Genomic DNA, 24,313 nt, shown 5'->3' with positions numbered 1-24,313 from the left:
GAGTGCCGAACGGTTCGTCGCCAACCCGTATGGTCCGCAGGGATCGCGGATGTACCGGACCGGTGATCTGGTGCGGCGCACCCGCGGCGGTGCGCTGGAATACCTGGGGCGCAGCGACTTCCAGGTGAAGCTGCGCGGACAACGGATCGAGTTGGGCGAGATCGAGGCGGCGCTGGTCGCCGCGTCGGACGTGCGGGCGGCTGCGGTGCGGATATTCGCCCATCCCGCCGGGGACATGCTCGTCGCCTATGTTGTCACCGCCATACCCGAGCCCGGGCTCGCCGCGGTGCTCAGGCAGCGGCTGCGGGCGGCGCTGCCCTCGTACATGGTGCCTGCGGCGTACGTCCGGCTCGAGGCGATGCCGCTGACCAGTTCGGGCAAGCTGGATCGCACGGCACTGCCGGACCCGGTACCGGCCGCCACGGTATTTCGTGCGCCGGCCACCATTGCCGAGCAGGCGGTGGCCGAGGCATTCGGCACGGTGCTCGGCCTCGATCGGGTCGGCCTCGACGACGATTTCTTTGCGCTGGGCGGAAATTCGCTGGTGGCCACACAGATCGCGGCGCGCATCGGGGCCGCCGTCGGCACCGATGTTCCGGTGCGAATGCTGTTCGAACATCCGACGGTCGGCGCGTTCGCTGCGAATCTGCCCGCTGCCAGCGGGGCCGCGAACCGTCGGCCGCTCGTCGCCCGACCGCGTCCGGACCTGGTGCCGTTGTCGTATGCGCAGCAGCGGATGTGGTTTCTCAACCAGTTCGACGCGAACTCGGTCGCGAACAATCTGACCGCGGCCGTTCGGCTCACCGGTGTCCTCGATCGGGCCGCGCTGTCCGCCGCGATCGGCGATGTGCTCGCCAGACACGAGACGCTGCGCACCAGCTACCCGGCGGTGGACGGCATTGCGCGCCAGCACGTGCTGCCGATCGACGAGACACCGACCCGACTGATCGCCGAGCCGGTCGAGGACGCGGACCTCCAGGATCGGATCCGTGCCATCGCGGCATTGCCTTTCGCCGTGGACAAGGCCGCGCCCGTGCGGCTGACCTTGCTGGAGACGGGTGCGCGAAACGACACCGCTGAGGGCGCAGAGCAGGTGCTCGTCGTCTCGATACACCACATCGCCGCGGACGGCTGGTCCATCGCGCCGCTCACCCGCGACATCATGCTCGCCTACGCCGCACGATGTGCGGGCACCGCGCCCGCCTGGACGCCACTGCCGGTGCAGTACGCCGACTTCACGCTCTGGCAGCGGGAAACACTCGGCGCGGAAGCCGATCCCGACTCGCTGATCGCCGAGCAGATCCGCTACTGGTCCACCGAACTCGCCGGCCTGCCCGACACTTCGACCCTGCCGGCGGACCGGCCGCGTCCCGCTGTCGCCTCGGGCCGCGGGGACCGGCACACGTTCACCATCGACGCCGCGCTGCACCGCCGACTGCGCGAGCTTGCCGACGAGTCGCACGCATCGCTGTTCATGGTCGTGCACGCCGCCTTCGCCACCCTGCTTGCCAAACTTGCCGGGCAGCAGGATGTCTCGATCGGCACGCCGATCGCCGGTCGCGGCGATCAGGCGCTCGACGAGTTGGTCGGCATGTTCGTCAACACCCTGGTGCTGCGCACCGACGTGCGTCCGGAGCTGTCGTTCGCCGACCTGATCGCCGCTGTGCGCGACAGCGATCTGCGCGCCTTCGCCAACGCCGAGGTCCCCTTCGAGCGGCTGGTGGAGGTGCTGAATCCGGAGCGCACCACGGCACGGCATCCGCTGTTCCAGGTGATGCTCGATTTCCAGAACACCGCGCAGACCTCGTTGGCGCTGGCCGGTCTGGAGGTGTCCGCGCTCGACATCGAATCGCGGACCGCGAAATTCGATCTGCAGTTGACCCTCACCGAGTCCACCGACAGCACCGGCGCACCCGCGGGCATCGCGGCGGTCCTCGAGTACGCCACCGATCTGTTCGACGCGAACACCGTCGCCACGTTCGCTGCCCGGCTGGGCCGAGTGCTCGACGCCGTCGGCACCGACCCACAGCTTCGGGTCGGTGACATCGAACTGCTGTCCGGCCCGGAGCGCGTCCTGGTGCTGGACTCCTGGAACGCGACCGCACGCGACATGGACGCCACCGCAACGCTGGTGTCGCTGTTCGAGGCTCAGGTGGCACGCACCCCGGAAGCAATCGCCCTCTCGTTCGACGGTGCCTCGCTGTCGTATGCGGAGTTCGCGAGCCGAGTGAATCGGCTGGCCCGCCTGCTGGTGTCCATCGGTGTCCGCCCCGGCACGGCCGTGGCCTTGGGCATGGCCCGCTCGACGGAACTCGTCGTCGCGATGTACGCCGTGCTCGCGGCGGGCGGTGCGTACGTCCCGGTGGATCCGGACCATCCGGCCGAGCGGATCGAGCACGTGCTGCACACGGTGCGTCCGGTGTGCGTGCTGAGTCGCTCGGGCGACGGACTGGATCTGACCGCCGGGGACCGGCCGCGGGCGTGGGCGGTGCTCGATGTCGACCTCTTCGACGACACCGACTATTCCGATGCGCCGCTGACCGACGCCGATCGGCTCGGTGCACTCACACCGGACAACGACGCGTACGTGATCTTCACGTCGGGTTCGACCGGGCGGCCGAAGGGGGTCGCGGTCTCGCACGCCGCGATCGCGAACCGGCTGGTGTGGATGCAGGACGCGTACGGGCTGAGCCGCGCGGACGCCGTATTGCAGAAGACGCCCGCCACCTTCGACGTGTCGGTGTGGGAGTTCTTCTGGCCCTTGCAGATCGGTGCACGGCTGGTGGTCGCCGAGCCGGACGGACACCGGGATCCCCGCTATCTCGCGCAGGTCATCCGGCACGAGCGCGTGACCGTTGCGCATTTCGTGCCCTCGATGCTGATCGCCTTCGTCGCCGATGCGGCAGCGGCGCAGTGTGATTCGCTGCGCCTGGTGTTCTGCTCGGGTGAGGCACTGCCGCCCAGGCCCGCACATCGACTGCGCGAACTGACCGGCGCCCGACTGCACAATCTCTACGGTCCGACCGAGGCGGCCGTCGACGTCACCGCCCACGAGGTGACCGACGCCGATATCGACACCGTGCCGATCGGTGTGCCGGTGGCCAACACCCAGGTGTACGTGCTGGATGGCCGACTGCGTCCGGTGCCACCCGGTGTGCCGGGCGAGCTGTATCTGGCCGGAGCGCAGCTGGCGCGCGGATATGTGGCGCGGCCCGAGCTGACGAGCGATCGGTTCGTGGCCAATCCGTTCGACCCGTCCGGGGCGCGGATGTACCGGACCGGTGATCTGGTGGCCTGGACCAGGGGTGGCGCACTTCGCTACCTCGGCCGCACCGACTTCCAGGTGAAAGTGCGTGGTGTGCGGATCGAGCCGGGGGAGATCGAATCCGTGCTCATCGGTATGGATTCGATCGCGCAGGCCGTCGTCGTGGTGCACGCGGGCACGCAATTGGTCGGGTACCTCGTCGCGGAGCACGGTGCGACGATCGGCCTCGACGCTGTGCGGTCCGCGCTGGGCAGGCGGCTACCGGGCTACCTGGTGCCGTCGGCCTTCGTGGTGCTCGACGAGTTCCCGCTCAACGCCTCCGGCAAGCTGGAACGAAAGGCATTGCCCGCACCCGTGTTCGAGGCCACGGCTTTTCGCGCGCCCGCGACTGCGGTGCAAGAGATTGTCGCGCGCGTCTTCGGTGCGGTGCTCGGCGTCGAGCGGGTCGGGCTCGATGACGACTTCTTCGCGCTCGGTGGAAACTCCCTGAACGCCACTCAGGTCCTCGCCCGGCTCGGTGCAGCGTTGGATGCCGAGCTTCCGGTGCGGATGCTGTTCGAGGCGTCGACGGTCGCAGCGCTGGCCGCGCGGGCCGAAGCGCACGAGGGGGCGGGCGGCCGTACCGAGTTGGCGGTGCGTCCGCGTCCGGAGCGGGTTCCGCTGTCGCCTGCCCAACAACGGATGTGGTTCCGCAACAGGTTCCTGTCGAATGCCGAGACCGGTCCCGGTACCGCCGTCGACAACATTCCGGTCGCGCTTCGCCTCACCGGAGAGCTGGATGTCGCCGCGCTGACCACCGCGCTGGCCGATGTCATCGACCGCCACGAAACGTTGCGCACGGTCTATCCGGACGGACCCGACGGTGCCGAACAAGTGGTCCTTCCGAGGGGATCGGCCGTTTCCGTGCTGCGGTCGGACCCGGTCACCGAATCCGAACTCGCGCAACAGCTCGCCGCTTTCGCCGCGACGACATTCGACGTGACGAGCGACATGCCGTTGCGTGCCGCGCTGTTCACGATCGACGGGCCGAACTCCGTCGACCATGTCCTGGCGCTGGTGCTGCACCACATCTCGGCCGACGGGTTCTCGCTCGGGCCGCTGGCCGGTGATCTGATGACCGCCTACGCCGCACGCAGCGCGGGCACAGCGCCCGCGTGGGCCGCACTGCCCGTCCAATACGCCGACTACACACTGTGGCATGCCGAAAACCTCGGTGCCGCCGAGGATCCCGCGTCACGGACCCATCGTCAGCTCGCGTACTGGCGACAGACCCTCACCGGCCTGCCCGAGCAGCTCGAACTGCCCACCGACCGCCCGCGCCCCATCGTGTCGTCCTATCGCGGCGACACCCACCGGCTGCGCATCGATTCCGACCTGCACAGCGAACTGAGCGAGCTGGCGCGTAAACGGGACGTCACCTTGTTCGCCACCATGCACGCGGCGCTCGCGGTGCTGCTCGCCCGGTTGTCGAGCGCCGAGGACATCGCGATCGGCACACCAGTTGCCGGTCGCGGCGCGGCCGCGCTGGACGGCCTCGTCGGCATGTTCGTCAACACGCTGGTGCTGCGCACCCGCATCGACACCAGGGCGCGCTTCGAGACCGTGCTCGACACGGTGCGCGCTCAGGACATCGAGGCACTCTCGCATGCGGACATTCCCTTCGAACGGCTGGTGGAGCTGGTCGCCCCCACGCGGGCGCAGAACCGCCATCCGCTGTTCCAGGTGGCCATGACCTTCCAGAACTTCGCGCTGCCGCAGCTGGAAATGGACGGTCTGCTGGTGCGTCCGGTCGAGTTCGACGCGGTCGCCGCCAAGTTCGATCTGCAGTTCACGGTGCTCGAGTCGAACGACGCGGGTGGCCGCGCGGACGGCATGGAAATCGAAATAACCTACGCCACAGACCTTTTCGATGCTGCGACGATCGAGGTAATGGCTCGGCGCTACACGCAGGTGCTGGCTGCGATCGCCGCGGACGCGACGGTGGTCGTCGGTGACATCCAACTGCTCAGCGCGGAGGAGCAGCATCGGGCGCTGTACGAGTGGGCGGGCACGCCGGGGCAGCGGACTGCCGTGACCGGCACCCTGGCTGATCGGTTCGCCCTGGCCGCGGCGATCGACCCGGCCGCCGTCGCGGTACGGGCAGGCGATCGGTCGCTGACCTATGCCGCACTCGACGGCCGATCCAACCGGCTCGCCCGGCGGCTCATCGCCGCGGGCGTCGGGCCGGAAGCACTGGTCGCGGTGGCGCTCCCGCGTTCGGTGGACCTGATCGTCGCGCTGCTGGCGGTGGTGAAGGCCGGTGGTGGCTATCTGCCGATCGATCCCAACTATCCGGCCGACCGGATCGAGTACGTCCTCGACGATGCTCGGCCGATCTGTGCGATCACCAGTGCGGCAACCGGATTGGCGCGCGGCTGGTTCGGTGGTCCGGTCATCGAGATCGATGCCGCCGATCTGGAATCCTTCGACGGTGCGCCGGTGACCGACGGCGATCGCCGCCAACCGTTGGACCCGGCGCATACCGCCTACGTCATCTACACCTCCGGCTCCACCGGTCGGCCCAAGGGCGTCGTCACCCCGCACCGCAATGTGCTGCGGCTGCTGGACAACACGACGGGCCGGTTCGAGTTCGGGCCGTCGGATGTCTGGACGCTGTTCCACTCCTATGCCTTCGATTTCTCGGTATGGGAGCTGTGGGGCGCGCTGCTCTACGGCGGCAGGCTGGTTGTCGTCGATTACTACACCTCGCGGGCGCCGCAGCAATTCCTGGAACTGCTCGCCGCGGAAGGTGTCACGGTTCTCAACCAGACGCCCTCGGCCTTCTATCAGTTGATCGCGGCCGACAACGCTGACCAGGCACGGCACGAGTTGCCTTTGCGTTATGTGATTTTCGGGGGCGAGGCACTGGAACCACAGCGCCTGAACGGGTGGTTCGAGCGGCGTCCGAACGGGCCACAACTGGTGAATATGTACGGCATCACCGAGACAACGGTGCATGTCTCCCATCGCTCGATCGAGGCAGGCACCGGATCGGCGAGTGTGATCGGCAGCGCGATACCCGGGTTGGCCGTGCGGGTGCTCGATGCTCGGCTGCGCCCGGTGCCGGTCGGGGTGCCCGGCGAAATCTATGTCTCGGGCGGGCAATTGGCGCGCGCATACCTCGGCCGCCCCGCGCTGACCGCGAGTCGGTTCGTGGCCGACCCGTATGCCGGTGGCGGCGCGCTGGCCTATCGGTCCGGCGACCTCGCCCGGTGGACGGCGGACGGCGATCTGGAGTATCTGGGCCGGGTCGACCAGCAGGTGAACCTGCGCGGGTTCCGTATCGAGCTCGGCGAGATCGAGGCCGCGCTGCTGGACGAGGCCGCGCTGACGGTCAGCGAGGTCGCGGTCGTGGTGCGCGCCGACCTCGTCGACGAGCCGCGCATCGTGGCCTACGTGGTCGGCGCGGGATTGTCCGACACCGCGGCGTTGCGGCAGGCGCTCGCGCGCAGGCTGCCCGAGCACATGGTGCCCGCCGCGATCGTGATGGTCGATCGCATTCCGTTGACGGTGAACGGGAAGCTCGACCGCGCCGCGCTGCCCGCGCCGGTCTTCGAGGCGAAGACCTATCGCAAGCCCGCGACGTTCGCGGAGGAGATCGTCGCCGGGGTCTTCGCGGAGGTGCTCGGCTACGGCGCGGGTACGGCCGAGCCGCGTCTGGTCGGCGCCGACGACGACTTTTTCGACCTCGGCGGCAGCTCCCTGCTCGCCGCCAAGGCGGTCGCCAGGATCGGGGCCGCACTCGGCCGCACCGTGACGGTCCGTGCGCTGTTCGAGGCGTCGCGGGTGGCCGACTTCGCGGCCATGGTGACCACCGGTGACGGGGCGGCCGCCCGGCCCGCGCTGGTGGCGGGCGCGCGTCCCGATCGGCTCCCGCTCTCGCCCGCCCAGCAGCGGATGTGGTTCCTCAACCGCTTCGACCGATCGTCGATCGCCTACAACATCCCGCTCGCCCTTCGACTCTCCGGCGTCCTCGACGTCGCGGCGCTCCAGTCCGCCGTCGGCGATGTCATCGGCAGGCACGAATCGCTGCGGACCCGCTACCCCGAGCTCGACGGTGCACCGACGCAGCTGATCATGCCTGCCGCCCAGGCGATTCCGTCGTTGTATCCGATCGAGGTGACCGAAACCGAGCTACCGGACCGGATCAGGGAACTGGCCGCGACCACCTTCGATGTCACCGTGGACGTCCCGATTCGGATGCGACTGTTCGCGATCGGTCCGGACTACGTGCTCGCCGCCGTTGTGCACCACATTGCCGCGGACGGGTCGTCGATCGCGCCGTTCATTCGGGACCTGATGGTCGCCTATACCGCACGCTGCGCAGGCAACGCGCCCGGCTGGGCGCCGCAGGCCGTGCAGTACGCGGACTACGCGCTGTGGCAGCGCGAATTGCTCGGCGCGGAGGACGATTCCGCCGCGCTGTCCGCGCAACAGATCGCCTACTGGACCGAGACTCTGACCGGACTGCCCGATCAGCTCACCCTGCCTGCCGACCACCCGCGGCCCGCTCGCCAGAGCCTGCGCGGCGGCAAAGTCGGGATCGGCATCGACGCGCAACTGCACGCGGCACTCGTCGCACTCGGCAGGCGCGCCGGCGCGACCTTGTTCATGGTGGTGCACGCCGCCTTCGCCGCACTGCTCGCGCGGTTGTCGGGGACCTCGGACATTGCCGTCGGCACCCCGATCGCCGGCCGTGGCGCGGCCGAACTCGACGACGTCATCGGCATGTTCGTCAATACGCTGGTGCTGCGGACCCAGGTCGATGGCGGCGCGACCTTCGAACAACTGCTCGGCCGCGCGCGGGCGGCGGACATCGCGGCCTTCTCACACGCCGATGTGCCGTTCGAGCGACTGGTCGAGGTGCTGAACCCGCAGCGCTCGACCGCACGGCACCCGCTGTTCCAGGTCGGTTACTCCTTCCAGAACCACGATCGAGGCACGCTCCGTTTGCCGGGCCTCGAGGTGCGGGAAGTCGAATTCGACAGCAATGTCGCGCAATTCGATCTACACCTGTTCGCGGTGGACAATTACGCCGCCGACGGCGCGCCCGACGGCATCGACCTGGCCATCGGCTACGCGACGGACCTGTTCGAGACCACGAGCGCACAGCGATTCGCGGCCGCACTGCACCGGGTGCTCGAATCGGTGGCCACCCGGCCGGACACCCTCGTCGGCGACCTCGACCTGCTCGGCGAGGTCGATCGGGCACAGCTGCTCGACGAGTGGAATCGCACCGCGCACCACGTCGAGCCGGTCACGCTCGCGGATCTGTTCGACGCCCAGGCGGCGGCAACGCCGCATGCGGTGGCGCTGATCGATGCGGCAGTTGCACCCGAAACCACGCTCACCTACGCAGAATTCGACGCTCGGGTGAACCGGCTCGCGCGCAGGCTGATCGCCGAAGGGGTGGGTCCCGAGTCGACCGTCGTGCTGGCGATGCGCCGGTCGGTGGACCTGATCGTCGCCATGTACGCGGTGGTGCGGGCGGGCGGAGCCTACGTTCCCATCGATCCGGACCAGCCGGCCGACCGGATCGCCCACATCATCGACATCGCGGCGCCCGCCTGCATTCTCACCACCTCTGCCGACGGCATGCCGATCGAAACCCGACCGGCGGCACTGGAAGTCGACAGGATCGAGCTGGCGGGCTTCGCGACGACACCGATCCGGGACACCGACCGGATCCGCCCATTGCGACAGGCGCACCCGGCCTACGTGATCTTCACGTCCGGATCGACGGGCCTGCCCAAGGGTGTCACCGTCGCGCACTCGGCGATCGTCAACCAGTTGGCGTGGCTGCGTGACAGTTTCGCACTCGGCCCACAAGACTGCGTGCTGCTGAAGACCCCGGCGACCTTCGACCTCTCGGTCTGGGAGTTCTGGTCTCCACTGGTGACCGGCGGTCGCCTCGTAGTGACCACGGCGGGCACCGAGCGCGATCCCGACCGAGTGCGTGCGCTGATCGAGCGACACGGCGTCACGGTGCTGCACGCGGTGCCGTCACTCGTGGGCATGCTGCTCGCCGCCGCGCCGGATGCACCGATGCCGCTCTCGCTGCGCCAGGTGCTCGCCATCGGTGAGGCATTGCCGCCTGCCACTGCGGTCGAGTTCCGGCGGCGCGCGGCGCGCACCAGACTGTTCAACCTGTACGGCCCCACCGAGGCCGCGGTGTCGATCACGGCATTCGAAGTGCGGGCAGACCCGTCGCAGGTGGTGCCGATCGGTGCGCCTGCGTGGAACAGCCGGGTCTACGTTCTCGATGCCAGGCTCCAGCCGGTGCCCGTCGGCGTACCGGGCGAGCTGTATTTGGCCGGTGCGCAATTGGCCCGCGGCTATCACCGCAGACCCGCATCGACCGCGGATCGCTTCGTCGCCGATCCTTTCGCGGCCGCAGCCGAGCCGATGTATCGCACCGGCGACATAGTTCGCCGGCGTCCGGACGGCGCCCTGGAGTATCTCGAGCGATCGGATTTCCAGGTCAAGATCGGCGGCTTCCGCATCGAGCTCGGTGACGTGGAGTCCGCGCTGCGGCGACTGTCCGTGGTGCGTGCGGCAGTGGCGGTGGCGCGCGATGACGAGCGGGCAGGCACTCGGCTCATCGCCTACGTCGCGGTGCCGGAATCGGATTCGGCCGCCCGCGCGGACCTGGCCGTCGAACTACGCGCGGCGGTGGCCGTCGAGCTGCCCGCATATATGGTGCCGGCCGCGATCGTCGTGCTGGAGTCGTTGCCCCTCAACGCGAATGGCAAGGTCGATCGAGCGCAATTGCCCGAGCCGGTGTTCACCGAAGTTGCCTACCGAGCACCGAGCACCGAGCACGAGCAGCTCGTGGCCACCGCCTTTGCCGACGTGATCGGCGCGGCGACAGCAGGTCTGGACGATCACTTCTTCGCCATGGGTGGCAACTCGCTGATGGCGACCCGGCTGGCCGCGCAGCTCGGCGCTGCCCTCGGTGTCCGGGTGCTGGTCTCCTCGGTATTCGAGTCGCCCACGGTGGCCGCTCTCGCGGCGCACATCGCCGAGTTGGACGGCACCGAAGGGCGGCCCGCGCTCAGCCGTCGTTGCGACCCCGCGCCCGCTGCGCTCTCGCTCGCACAGCAGCGGATGTGGGTGGTGAACCGGCTGGCTCCGGACTCCTCCGCCTACCACATCCCCGCCGCCCTGCGGCTGACCGGCGTGCTGGACCTCGACGCGCTCACTGCCGCGGTCCTGGATGTGCTGAGCAGGCACGAAGCCCTGCGCACCAGGTATCCCGACACCGAGCACGGCCCGGTGCAGGAGGTCCTCGACAGCAGCGCGGTCAGCATCGATCTGACTCCGATTCCGGTGCGGGTTTCGGACCTCGCTGCGCAACTCGACGAGTTCGTCGTCACCGGTTTCGATGTCACCACCGCACCACCGGTCCGGATCGCGCTGTTCGAAACCGGCAGGGACGAGCACGTTCTCGTGGTGGTCGCGCACCACATCAGTGCCGACGGCTACTCGGTCGCACCGATGACGCGCGATCTGGTGCGCGCCTATCTCAGCCGAGCGACCGGGCAGCGACCGGACTGGGCCCCACTCGATATCCAGTACTCCGATTACAGCGAGTGGCAGCGCGAAATCCTGGGTTCCGATCGCGATCCGGCGAGCCTGCTGTCTCGGCAGCTCGCGTACTGGAGCACGGAATTGGCTGGACTACCCGAGGTTCTCGCACTGCCGACCGATCGACCGAGGCCGGCGCGTCGGGAAATGCGCGGCGCTACCGTTGATTTCGCGGTCGATGCCGAGCTGACCCGCCGATTGAACGGCGTTGCCCGTGAGCACGGCACTACGTTGTTCACGCTGATCCACAGCGCATTCGCGGTGCTGCTCGCCAAACTGTCCGGCACCGGTGACATTGCCATCGGCGCTCCGGTCGCAGGTCGCGGCGAACGCGAGCTCGACGACCTGATCGGCATGTTCGTCAACACGGTGGTGCTGCGCACCGAGATCGACCCGCGCACCGGCTTCGCCGATCTGCTCCGGCAGGCCAGGGACCGGGATGTGGCGGCGCTCTCGCACGCCGATGTGCCGTTCGAGCGCGTGGTCGACGCGCTGGAGTGCACCCGCTCGAGCACCTACACCCCGCTGTTCCAGGTCCTGTTCACCTTCCAGAACATGCCCGCAGGCCGGGTGGCGCTGCCCGGGCTCGCGGTCGAGGCGCTCGATCTGGAACTGGCCGAGGCGAAGTTCGATCTCCAGCTCACCGGCATCGAAAAGTTCGATGCCGCAGGCGAACCGGCCGGACTGCAGCTGAGGTTCGGTTACGCGACGGACATTTTCGATGCCGCCACGGTCCAGCTGTTCGCCGATCGGCTGCTGCGGGTGTTCTCGACTGTCGTGGCAGCGCCGTCGATCGCAATCCGGGCCATCGACATCCGCACCGGCGCGGAACAGCTGCGGCGCGCACCCAGCAGGGCCATCGAGCCGGTGACAGTGGCCGAGCTGCCCGTACTCATCGCGGCCGCGGCGGACATCGCGCCCGACATCGTCGCCTTCGAACACGGCGCGCACACGGTGACCTACGGCCAGCTCGCCGCCAAGATCGCGGCGGTCGCCAAGGCGATGGGCGCGGCGGCCAAACCCGAAGCGCTGATCAATGTCTCCCTCGCCGGGCTGGTGCCCGGCGTCTTGGCCGCGCTCGGCGGTAGTGGTCTCGCCGCAGTGCTGCGGACGCTGCTCACCGACGCGCAGGCCGTCGTCTCCAACTCTGGGTTGGAAATCGATTCGGAAGGAAATAGCTGATGTCCCACGCAGAATCGGTCGCATCCAGCGAGCTCGGCAACCCTGGTGCCGCGCATCCTCATGCGGCGCTGCGCCGCGCCTACGGAATCGATGACCTACCAGGATTGATCGGGACGGTCGCCGAGCTGGATCCGGATCGAATCGCGTTGCGGCACGCCGACACCGTGATCAGCTACGGTGCGCTGGCCACCGAACTCGGGGCGCTCGACGAGGCCATGGGTGGCGCGCTCGGACCGGACGCGCTGGTGCCGGTGGTGGTGTCGGGTCAGTTGCCGGAACTGATGGATTCGGCCGACGGTGCGCTCGGCGCGATTCTCGAGCAGCTGCTCGATGACGCACTCGACGCGGCGGTGGGGGTGCTGCCGACGAACTTCGCGCCGACCGAGACGCTGATCAGCGAGTTCGAGGCCCAGGTTCGGCGGACACCCGATGCGGTCGCGCTGGAGTACGCGGGCGCGACTCTCACCTACGCCGAGTTCGGCGCCAGGGTCGATGCACTGGCCTACCACCTGGTCGAGCGGGGCGTCGGCCCGGACGCGCTGGTCGGACTCGCGGTGCAACGATCGTTCGAACTGCTGATCGGCATGTACGCGATCCTCAAGGCCGGCGGCGCCTATGTGCCGATCGACCCGGAACACCCCGTCGAGCGCATTGCCTATGTGCTGGAGGTCGCCGCACCGGTGCTGGTGCTCACCACCACCCGCGACGAGCCGGAGCTGTCCGCGGGTGTCGACGTGCTGCGGATCGATCGGTTCGACGCGGTCGCGCCGGAATCGTTCGACGCCTGGCCCCGGCCGCTGGGCGACAATATCGCCTACGTCATTTTCACCTCGGGCTCGACCGGTCGGCCCAAGGGCGTTGCGGTTTCGCACCGGTCGATCGTCGCCAATCTGCGGTGGCGCGAGCGGCTGCACCGGCTCAACTCGACCGATGTCGTGCTGCAGAAGACACCGTTCACCTTCGATGTCTCGGTGTGGGAGTTCTTCTGGCCGTTGCAGGTCGGTGCGCGTCTGGTGATCGCCGAGCCCGATGGTCATCGCGATCCGGCCTATCTGGTTCGCACGATCGCCGAATGCGGTATCACCGTGGCGCATTTCGTGCCGTCGATGCTCGCGGTGTTCGTCACCGCGGTGGATCCGGCGGACGCGGCGGCAGTGGAAACGCTGCGGCTGGTGATCGCTTCGGGTGAGGCGTTGCCCGCGGCGACCGGCGCCGCCTTCCGTGCGATCAGCGGCGCGTGCCTGTACAACGCCTACGGTCCGACCGAGGCCGCGGTGGATATCACCTCGCACGAGGTGACTGCCGTGGATGTCACGACCGTGCCGATCGGCGCACCCGCCGACGACTCCGAACTGCTTGTGCTGGACGATAATTTGCGGCCGGTGCCAAGCGGAGTCGTCGGGGAGCTGTACCTGGCCGGTGTGCAATTGGCCCGCGGCTATGTGGCGCGCCCGGCACTGACCGCCGACCGGTTCGTGGCCAATCCCGAAGGTCCGCCCGGCGAGCGCATGTACCGCACCGGTGACCTGGCCCGCTGGCTGCCCGCTGTCGACGGCGGCCCGGCCGAGCTCGAGTACCTGGGCCGCACCGATTTCCAGGTGAAGTTGCGTGGCCTGCGCATCGAGTTGGGCGAGGTGGAGGCGGCGCTGCTGCGCAACCAACAGGTCGCGCAGGCCGTGGTGGTGCTGCATCAGCATGCGGGCGGCGACCATCTGGTCGGCTACGTCGTTGCGAACGGCGCTGCCGTGCTCGATGCCGCCGCGGTGCTGGAGGCCACGCGAGCGCAGCTGCCGGAGTACATGGTGCCCTCGCTGGTCATGGTGCTCGACGAGATGCCGGTGAACGCCAATGGCAAGCTGGATCGTCGCGCGCTGCCGGAGCCGGTATTCGGTTCCGGCGCTCTGGCATACCGGGAGCCGGCCACCGCGGCCGAGCGGGCTGTTGCGGCGATCTTCGGTGAGCTGCTCGAGGCGGACCGGGTCGGAGCCGACGACGATTTCTTCGCCCTCGGCGGCAATTCGCTCATGGCGACGCGGGCCATTGCCCGGGTCGCGGCCGCGCTCGGTGTCTGCGTCGACGTCCGTGACTTCTTCGACCGTCCGACCGTGGCGGCGCTCGCCACTTTGTCCGCCGCTGGCGCACCGGCACGTCCCGCTCTGCTGGCCGGGCCGCGGCCGGAGCGCATTCCGCTGTCGCCCGCGCAGCGGCGGATGTGGTTCCTCAACCGCTTGGGCAGCGACACCGAGTCCGCGTACGTCTTCGACACCGCGGCGGTGGACAACATTCCGGTCGCCTTGCGGTTGCGCGGTGCACTCGATGTCCAGGCGTTGTCGGTGGCTATCACCGATATCGTCGCGCGGCACGAGATCCTGCGCACCGTCTACCCGCAGACCGACGCCGGACCGGTACAGCAGGTGCGTTCGGTGCATGCCGTGTTCGATCTGTCGCTCTCGGAGGTGCCTGCGGCGGACCTCGCGGGCGCGGTCATGGCGATCGCCGGTCAGGGATTCGATGTGACCGAGGAGATCCCGGTCCGGGTGCGGTTGCTGCGCAGCGGCGCACAGGACCACACGCTGGTACTCGTGGTGCACCACATCGCCGCCGACGGTGTCTCGATGGGACCGTTGATGCGTGACCTGATCACCGCATATTCCGCCCGCAGCAGCGGACGCCGGCCGGACTGGGCTCCGCTGACGGTGCAGTACGCGGACTACGCGCTGTGGCAGCAGCAGGTGCTCGGGGATGAAGCGGACCCCGAATCCACGGCCGCACGCCAGCTCGACTTCTGGGCTGCCGAACTAGCCGAGCTACCAGGCCAACTGGATCTACCCGCCGATCGTCCCCGCCCCGCGACCGCCTCCTACCGCGGCGCGACGCACGAGTTCGCCATCGATGCCGCACTGCGGGCCGAGCTCGACGCGATCGCCGCACGGTGCCGGGCCACGCCGTTCATGGTGCTGCACGCCGCGCTGGCCGCGCTGCTCGCCAGGCTCTCCGGCACCTCTGACATAGCGGTCGGAACCCCGGTCGCCGGTCGCGGTGACCGCGCACTCGACGACCTCGTCGGCATGTTCGTCAACACTCTGGTGCTGCGCACCGAGGTGCGCGGTGCGGCGTCCTTCGCCGACCTCGTCACCCACGCCCGTGATCGCGACCTGCGTGCCTTCGCGCACAGCGACATCCCCTTCGAGCGCCTGGTCGAGGTGGTCGATCCGGCCCGATCCCAGGCCAGGCACCCGCTGTTCCAGGTCGCGCTGTTCATGCAGAACATCGGTCCGATCGCACTGACCATGCCGGGCCTGGCCGCGGACATCGTGGACTTCGATCCCGGGTTCGCCAAGTTCGATCTCCAGCTGACCATCTCCGACACCGGTGCGGCCGAGGCTGGGTACCGCGCCGAATTCACCTACGCCACCGACCTGTTCGATCCCGCCACCGTCCGCGAGTTCGGTGTGAAGTTCCTGCGGTTGCTGCGTGCTGTCGTCGCGACGCCGGATAGTCCGGTCGGCGATATCGAACTCCTGGACGCTGGCGAACTCGACTATGTCACCGCGAGCTGGAATGCCAGCGGGCACAAGGTGGCCGACCGGTTCCTGCACGAGGGGTTCGACAATCAGGTTCGGCGCACCCCGAATGCGGTTGCGCTGGTGAGTGATACGACGGAGCTGACCTACACCGAGCTCTCCGAGCACGCCAACGGACTGGCCCGGCTGCTGATCGAGACCGGCGTCGGTCCGGAGACGCTGGTGGTGCTAGCGCTGCCACGCTCGATCGAGCTCGTCGTGGCCATGTACGCGGTGCTGCGGGCGGGCGGGGCCTATGTACCGGTGGACCCCGATCATCCTGCCGAACGAATTCGGCACATTCTCGACACCGCACGGCCACACGTCGTGCTGACCACGCGCTCGACCGGCTTCGCGCTGTCCGATGCGGCCGCCATTGCGTTGATCCACCTCGATGAGCTCGAGCTGTCCGGCTACTCGGTCGCCAAGATCGGCGACCCGGAACGGCTCGCTACGCTGCGTCCCGAGCACCCGGCCTACGTCATCTTCACCTCCGGCTCGACCGGCAGGCCGAAAGGCGTGGCCATCGAGCATCGCGCCATCGCGAACCAGCTGGCCTGGATGCACGACGAATACCGCATCCGCACCGGCGATGTGTACCTGCAGAAGACCGCGACCACCTTCGATGTATCGCTGTGGGGCTACTTCCTGCCGCTGCGCGCGGGCGCGACCCTGCTGCTCGCCACCGCGGACGGGCACCGCGATGCGCGCTACATCGCGGAAACTATTGCCCACCACCGGGTTACGCTGACCGACTTCGTGCCGTCCATGCTTTCGGTATTCGCGGCCCACGCCGAGCCCGGTGAACTCGCCTCGCTGCGTGAGGTTTTCGTCATCGGCGAGGCGTTGGCGCCCGAGACCATCGCCGCCTTCCACGCCGTGAGCGCCGCCGCTTTGCACAACCTGTACGGGCCGACCGAGGCCGCCGTATCGATCACCGCCCGCGAGGTGACCACCGACGACGCCCCGCTGGTGCCGATCGGTGAACCGGAGTGGAATTCCCAGGTCTACGTGCTGGATTCGCGACTGCACCCGGTGCCGATCGGGGTGTCCGGTGAGCTGTATCTGGCGGGCGACCAGCTGGCGCGCGGCTATCACGGGCGGGTGGATCTGACCGCCGATCGCTTTGTCGCGAATCCATTCGGCCGCTGCGGTGAGCGGATGTACCGCACCGGCGACCTGGTGCGGTGGAGCCGGGATGGCGAACTCGTCTACCTCGGTCGCGTCGACTTCCAGGTGAAATTCCGCGGTCAGCGCATCGAGCTCGCCGACATCGAGACCGCCTTGCTCGCGGTGCCCGGGGTGAGTCGGGCCGCGGCGCGTTTGATCAGTGCCGACACCGGTGACTACCTCGCTGGGTATCTGGTTCGCACGTCGGGCAGCGAGCTCGACCTCGGCGTGGTGCAGGCGGCGCTGGCACAGGAGCTGCCCGGATACATGGTGCCCACCGCACTCGTCGAGCTGGCGGAGTTCCCGCTCAACACCAGCGGCAAGCTGGACCGCGGTGCGCTACCGCTTCCGGTATTGCAGCCCACCCGTTTTCGAGCGCCGAGCAATGCCACGCAGCGCCTGGTGGCCACGGTGTTCGCCGAAGTGCTTCGGGTCGAGCGGGTGGGGTTGGACGACGACTTCTTCGCACTCGGCGGCAGCTCGCTGGACGCCACCCAGGTCACCGCACGGGCAGGGAAAGCCGTCGGTACCCGGATTCCGGTTCGTGCACTCTTCGAAGCGTCCACCGTGGCGGGCTTCGCGGCTACGGTGAGCGAACTGAGGACAACCGGTGCGCCGCGTCGTCAACTGGTGCCCGAGCAGCGTCCCGAGTTGATTCCGTTGTCGCTGGCGCAGCAGCGGATGTGGTTTCTCAATCGCTTCGACACCACCTCGGCGGTGCACAACATCCCGGTCGCGGTCCGGTTGACCGGCGATCTGGATATTGGCGCGTTGCAGCAGGCCGTCACCGATGTGATCGGCAGGCACGAGGCACTGCGCACGGTGTACCCGGAGCTGGATGGCGTCGCCTACCAGCTGGTGCTGACCCTCGACGAGATGGTTGTCGACCTGACCCCCATTCCGGTGGAGGTCGAATCGCTTGGTGCGCGCATCGCCGCGGAGGTGTCCGGCGGGTTCGATGTGACCAGCGAGGTCCCATTGCGGGCCGAACTGTTCCGGGTCCTCGGCCCCGGCCTCGACGCCGATCCGGAGTACGTCCTGGTGCTCGTCGCGCACCACATCAGCGCGGATGGGTGGTCCATAGGGCCGCTCACGCGAGACGTGATGGCGGCCTACGCGGCGCGTGCCGCACGGGTCGCGCCGGCGTGGCCGCCGCTGCCGGTGCAGTACGCGGACTACAGCATCTGGCAGCGCGAGGCGCTCGGCGCGGAATCCAATCCGGACAGTCTGATCTCGGCACAGGCCGCATACTGGCGCCGCACCCTCGACGGCCTGCCCGCGGAGCTGAATCTGCCCTCGGACCGGCCGCGGCCCTCGGTGCCGTCGTATGCTGGTGGGCGGGTGGCGTTTCCGATCGACGAGGAGTTGCGCCACGGTCTGCAGCAGATCGCCCGCGCGCAGCAGGCGACCCTCTTCATGGTCGTGCACACCGCACTCGCGGTCTTCCTGGCACGCTTGTCGGGCACCGAAGACATCGCGATCGGCACCCCGATCGCCGGCCGCGGCGACACCGAACTCGACGACCTGATCGGCATGTTCGTCAACACCCTCGTGCTGCGCACTCAGGTGCCGGGACAGGCGACGTTCACTGCGTTGCTGGAGCGAACCAGAGACGCCGACCTGCAGGCGTTCGCACACGCCGAGCTGCCGTTCGAGCGGCTGGTCGAGCTGTTGAATCCGGAGCGTTCGATGGCACGGCACCCGCTGTTCCAGGTGGCGTTGACCTCGGAGGACCTGCCGGAGAGCCGGTTCGAGCTGCCCGGGTTGCTCGTCGAGGCCGTCGATATCGAATTCGACGCCGCGAAGTTCGATCTGTCGCTGGCCATCCGCCATGCCGAATCCGGATTGCTGGCCGAGTTCTCCTATGCGCGGGATTTGTTCGACGAAGCCACTGTTCGGGTATTCGCGCAACGGTTCACCCGGCTGCTCACCGAGATCGTCGCCCGGCCCGACGCCGCCGTCGGCGATCTGCCGCTGCTGGCCGAGTCCGAGTACGCCGCGCTGACCCGGGTGCCCGGCGACGAGGTGATGGCGACCGCGCTGCTGCCCGATCTGCTCACCCGAGGCGTGCGATTCGGCAGGAGCCGGATCGCGGTGCGATACCAGGGCAGATCGATCACCTACGGCGAGCTCGACGACTATTCCTCTCGGCTGGCCCGCGTCCTGATCGATCGTGGTGTCGGCCCGGAAAGCCTTGTCGCGGTGTCATTCCCACGATCGTATGAGATGGTGGCGGCAGTGCTCGCCGTCGCCAAGGCCGGTGGCGCGCACGTGCCGGTCGATCCGACCTATCCGGTGGATCGGGTGCGGCACATGGTGACCGACTCCGCCGCGGTGCTCGGCATCACCGGTGCCGGCCACGTCGACGCCCTGCCCGACGACGTGGCCTGGCTCGTCCTCGACGCGCCCTCGACGATTGCGCTGTGCGCGGCGAAGTCCGCCGCGCCGGTGACCGATGCCGATCGCGTGACGCCGCTGCGGATGCAGCACCCGGCGTATGTGATCTACACGTCGGGTTCGACCGGTATGCCCAAGGGCGTCACGGTGACGCATTCCGGTCTCGGTGGTCTCACCGACCACGCGACCCGGCTCTACCAGCTGGGATCCGAGCACCGGTTCCTGCACATCTGCTCGCCCAGTTTCGATCCGTCGGTGCTGGAATGGGTGTGCGCCTTCTCCGTGGGCGCGACACTGGTGATTGTGCCGTCGAGCATCATCGGCGGCGCGGAGCTCGGCGCGTTGCTGCGTGCGGAGGGCGTGACCCACACCATCATCACGCCTGCGGTGCTCGGCACCGTCGACCCCGCCGGTCAGCAGCAGCTGTTGACAGCCTCGGTCGGCGGCGATGTGACGACACCGGAACTGCTGGCCACATGGCAGCCGGGTCGGCGGTATCTCAACGGCTACGGCCCGACCGAGGCCACGATCATCTCCTCCTACGCGCAGCTGACGGCGGGGCGGCACATCACCATCGGCACACCGGTGCACGGTATGGCGGCGCTGGTGCTCGACGGCCGCCTCAACCCGGTGCCACCAGGTGTGACAGGTGAATTGTATTTGGCCGGTGGCGCTTTGGCGCGCGGCTATCGTCATCGCGCCGGGCTGTCCGCGGATCGGTTCGTGGCCAATCCCTGGGGCGCCCCCGGCGCCCGGATGTACCGCACCGGTGATGTGGTGCGCTGGTTGGGCGGGGAGCTCGATTACGTCGGACGCTCGGATTTCCAGGTGAAGATCCGCGGGTTCCGCATCGAGCTCGGTGAGATCGACGCGGTGCTCACCGGACACCCGGAAATCGAGTTCGCGACCACGATGGGGCGCGAGCATGCCTCCGGCGCAACGAATCTCGTCTCCTATGTGCTGCCTACGCCGGGTCGGTCGCCGGATCCGGCCGAACTCACCGCGTTCGCCGCACGCACGCTGCCGTCGCACATGGTGCCCGCGGCCATCGTGGTGCTCGCGCAGCTTCCACTGACTCCCGTCGGCAAACTGGACCGCAAGGCATTGCCCGAACCGGTTCTGGCCGCGGTCGAGTTCCGCGCGCCCACCGGCGACACCGAATCCATCGTGGCAGCGACGTTCGCCGCACTGCTCGGCGCCGATCGGGTCGGTGCGGACGACGACTTCTTCGCACTCGGCGGAAACTCGCTCATCGCCACGCAACTGGCCGCGCGGCTGACCAAAGCACTTGCTACGCAGGTCCCGGTGCGCGCGGTCTTCGACGCGCCGACCGTGCGCGATCTCGCCCGCAGGATCGCGGCGGCAGAGGTCGAACAACGGCCGCTGCCGCCGCTGGTCGCGCAGGATCGCGACGAAGCGATTCCGCTGTCGATTGCCCAGCAGCGCATGTGGTTCCTCAACCGATTCGACGCCCGTGGCGGCGGCTACAACATCCCGTTCGCGCTGCAACTGACCGGCATGCTGAACGTGCCCGCGCTACAAGCCGCGATCACCGACGTGATCGGCAGGCACGAAACGCTGCGCACCCTGTACCCGGAGCGCGACGGCGCGGCTACGCAACTGATCCTGCCCGCCGGAACCCGCCTGGTCGACCTGGTTCCGGAGCCGGTCGCCCCCGCCGAACTGGAACGAATCGTCACCGCCGTGGCGCAGACCGGCTTCGACGTCACCACCGAGGTGCCGCTGCGGGTGCGGTTGCTGCGCCTGGGCGAGCAGCCGGGCGAGATGCCGGTTCGTGCCGACCAGCAGGTGCACATCCTGCTGTTCGTGGTGCACCACATCGCCGCCGACGGCTGGTCGGCCGCCCCGCTGACCCGTGACCTGGCCGCCGCCTATGTGGCCCGATGCGCGGGCCTCGCACCCGCCTGGGGAGCACTACCGGTGCAGTACGCGGATTTCGCGATCTGGCAGCGTGCCGCGCTGGGTGGCAGCGCCGACGAGATGTCGGTGCTGGCCCGCCAATTGCGTTATTGGACAAAGCGTTTGGACGGTCTGCCCGAGGTGCTGACCCTCCCGTCGGATCGGCCGCGCCCGGCAGTGTCCACCAACCGAGGGGCCGCGATCACCGGCCGGTTGGATCGTGCACTGCACCAGTCGATCCAGGATGTGGCGACGGCGCACCGGGTTTCGCCGTTCATGGTCCTGCACACCGCGCTGGCGGTGCTGCTCGCCCGCCTCGCAGGCACCGCCGAGGTGGTGATCGGCGCGCCGGTCGCAGGCCGCGGCGACGAGGCGCTCGACGAACTCGTCGGCATGTTCGTCAATACGCTGCTGCTGCGCACCGACGTTCGACCCGACGCACGCCTCGCCGAGCTGCTCGCCCACGTCCGCGACACCGATCTCGCCGCATTCGATCACGCGGCGGTGCCGTTCGAGCAGTTGGTCGAGGTGCTGAATCCGGTCCGCTCCCGGGCACATGCGCCGCTGTACCAGGTGTCGCTGACGTTGCAGAACCAGACCAAGCCGGACTTCCGGCTCAACCGGCTCGCCATCGCCGCCATCGATGCGGGTCCGGGGCCGATCCAGGTGGACTTGGACTGGACGCTCACCGACCGCTACGACACCGACGGCTCGGCCGACGGCATCGACGTGCACCTGCACTACGCACTCGACTTGTTCGACGAACACACTGCCGCCGGTTTCCTGGCCGGTTTCGAGCGGGTGCTGCGCGCCATCGTGCGCGACGCTCGCACGATGGTCGGCGATGTCGAGCTGATGTCGGTGGCCGAGCGCGGACTGATGCTCTGCGACCGCAATGCCACGGTGCACCGGCTGCCCCGCGAGACACTCGGTGACCTGCTCGACCGCCGCGCCGCGGCGAGCCCCGATGCGGCCGCGCTGCTGTTCGAGGGCGTCTGCGTGACCTACGGCGAACTCGCTGCCAGGTCGAACCGGCTGGCCCGCCGGCTGATCTCGGACGGAATCGGCCCGGACACGATCGTCGGGCTCGCCGCGCGGAAGTCCATCGACATGATGGTGGCGATGTTCGCGATCGTGCAGGCGGGCGGCGCGTATCTACCGGTCGATCCCGATCATCCTGCCGAACGGATCGCACACATCCTCGGTACGGCAGGTGCGCGGCTGGTGCTTGCCGCGGGCGGGGCGACGCTGCCCGCGCTGCCCGGAGTCCGAATGACCGCGGTCGATCAGCTGGAACTCACGAGCCTGGCCGCAGGCCCGATCCTCGGCAGCGACCGCATCGCACCGCTGCGACCGGACAACGCCGCCTATGTGCTGTTCACGTCGGGCTCGACCGGTTTGCCCAAGGGTGTGACCACCAGCCATCGCGCCATCATGAACCAATTGCGCTGGCTGGAAAGCCGATACGAGGTCACCGCCGCCGATCGGATCATGCAGCGGGCGCCGCTGACCTTCGATGTTTCGGTGTGGGAATGCTTCCTGCCCGCCGCCGTCGGTGCGCCACTGGTGATTCCACGTCCCGACGGTCACCTCGACCTGGACTATCTGGCCGGACTGATGCGCGAACACGCCGTCACGATCGCCGAGCACGTGCCCTCGGTGCTTGCCGCGCTGATCGCCGAAGGCCACGGCGACGCACTGCGCTCGTTCCGTCATTTGCACTGCGGCGGTGAGGCATTGCCGTCAGAGCTGCTCAGCGCGCTGCGTGCGCACGTCGGCGGTGTCGTGCACAACGCCTACGGGCCGACCGAGGCCGCGATCTCGACGATCTACCACGAATTCACCGACGCCGACCGCGGTCCCGATCTGGCCATCGGCCGACCGAACTGGAACACCCGCGCCTACGTGCTCGACGCCCGGCTACGTCCGGTGCCGACGGGTGTCACAGGCGAGCTGTATTTGGCGGGCGATCAGTTGGCGCGCGGCTACGAAGGCCGCACCGGACTCACCGCAGAGCGGTTTCTGGCCGACCCGTTCGGCGTGCCGGGGGCTCGCATGTACCGCACCGGCGACCTGGTGCGCTGGAACCGGAACGGTGATCTGGTCTACTTGGGCCGCAACGATTTCCAGGTGAAGGTGCGCGGCCAGCGAATCGAGCTCGGCGAGATCGAATCGGCGTTGCTGGCGGCCGCAGATGTCACGAACGCCGCGGTGCTGTTGGCATCCGACACCGCGGGCACCGAATGCCTGGTGGGCTATGTGTCCGGCACCGGGCTGTCGGCAGCCACGGTGCACGCCGCAGTGCGCGACCGGCTGCCCGGCTATATGGTTCCCGCCCACCTGGTTGTGCTGGACGAGATGCCGCTGACCACGGTGGGAAAGCTCGACCGCGCGGCACTGCCGGTCGTCGAGTTCACCGGTCCGGCCACGGTATTCCGTGCGCCACGCGAGGGGTGCGAATCGGTACTTGCCGCGCTGGTCGGTGACCTGCTCGGGGTCGCCGATGACGCGCCGATCGGCGCCGACGACGATTTCTTCGCGCGCGGCGGCAATTCCCTGCTCGCCATGCGCCTCGTCGCTCGCGCGAATGCCGCGCTGGGCTGTGATCTGAACGTGCGTGCGGTATTCGAGTCGCCGACGGTTGCAGAACTGGCCCTGCAGGTGACCCGGACGCCGCAACGGACGCTGCCGCCGCTCGTTGCTGCGACGCGCCCGGCACGAATCCCGCTGTCGCAGGCGCAGAACCGAATGTGGTTGCTCAACCGGCTCGATCCGGAATCGGCGGTCTACAACATCCCGATCACCATCCGGCTCGCGGGCGCACTGGACCTCGCCGCCCTGCGCGCCGCCCTGCTCGATGTCATCGGCAGGCACGAGTCGCTGCGGACGGTCTTCCCGGACGACGGCGCAGGACCTGCGCAGGTGGTCACGCCCATGGCGGAGGTCGGTCTGCGGCTGCGCCAGGTGGATGTCACCGCCGCCGAGCTGCCGAGCGCGGTCGTCGCGGCCGTCGGGCTCGGATTCGATCTGCGCACCAGCCTGCCGGTGCGGGCCACGCTGTTGGGGGTCGGGCCGCACGATCACGTGCTGGTCGTCGTTGTGCACCACATCGCCGCGGACGGCGTCTCCACCGGCCCGCTGGCCCGGGACCTGATGGCCGCCTACGTCGCACGCACGGCGGGCGCGCAAC

At 68.7% G+C, this 24,313-nt stretch carries 2 protein-coding genes (both cut by a window edge); both read left to right on the top strand.

Features of this window, described 5'->3' with window-relative positions; genetic code table 11:
* Nucleotides 1–12,073: the 3' portion of a non-ribosomal peptide synthase/polyketide synthase gene (locus OHA42_RS00160; RefSeq protein WP_406233503.1), read on the top strand. Its footprint begins 5,786 nt before the window's first position; the window shows 12,073 of its 17,859 coding nt (coding positions 5,787–17,859); the start codon falls outside the window, past its left edge; it ends in the stop codon at nt 12,071–12,073.
* On the top strand, nt 12,073–24,313 hold the 5' end (the start) of the coding sequence (locus tag OHA42_RS00155) for a non-ribosomal peptide synthase/polyketide synthase (protein WP_406233501.1). It continues 13,016 nt past the right edge of the window; 12,241 of the gene's 25,257 nt are visible here — the first part of the coding sequence; the start codon lies at nt 12,073–12,075; the stop codon falls past the right edge of the window. The genes OHA42_RS00160 and OHA42_RS00155 overlap by 1 nt, the downstream gene beginning before the upstream one ends.

The sequence above is a fragment of the Nocardia sp. NBC_01009 genome (assembly GCF_045208035.1).
Lineage (GTDB): Bacteria > Actinomycetota > Actinomycetes > Mycobacteriales > Mycobacteriaceae > Nocardia.
The sequence above is the reverse complement of the archived record's forward strand: the minus strand, read 5'-3'. Positions and strand labels throughout refer to the sequence as shown.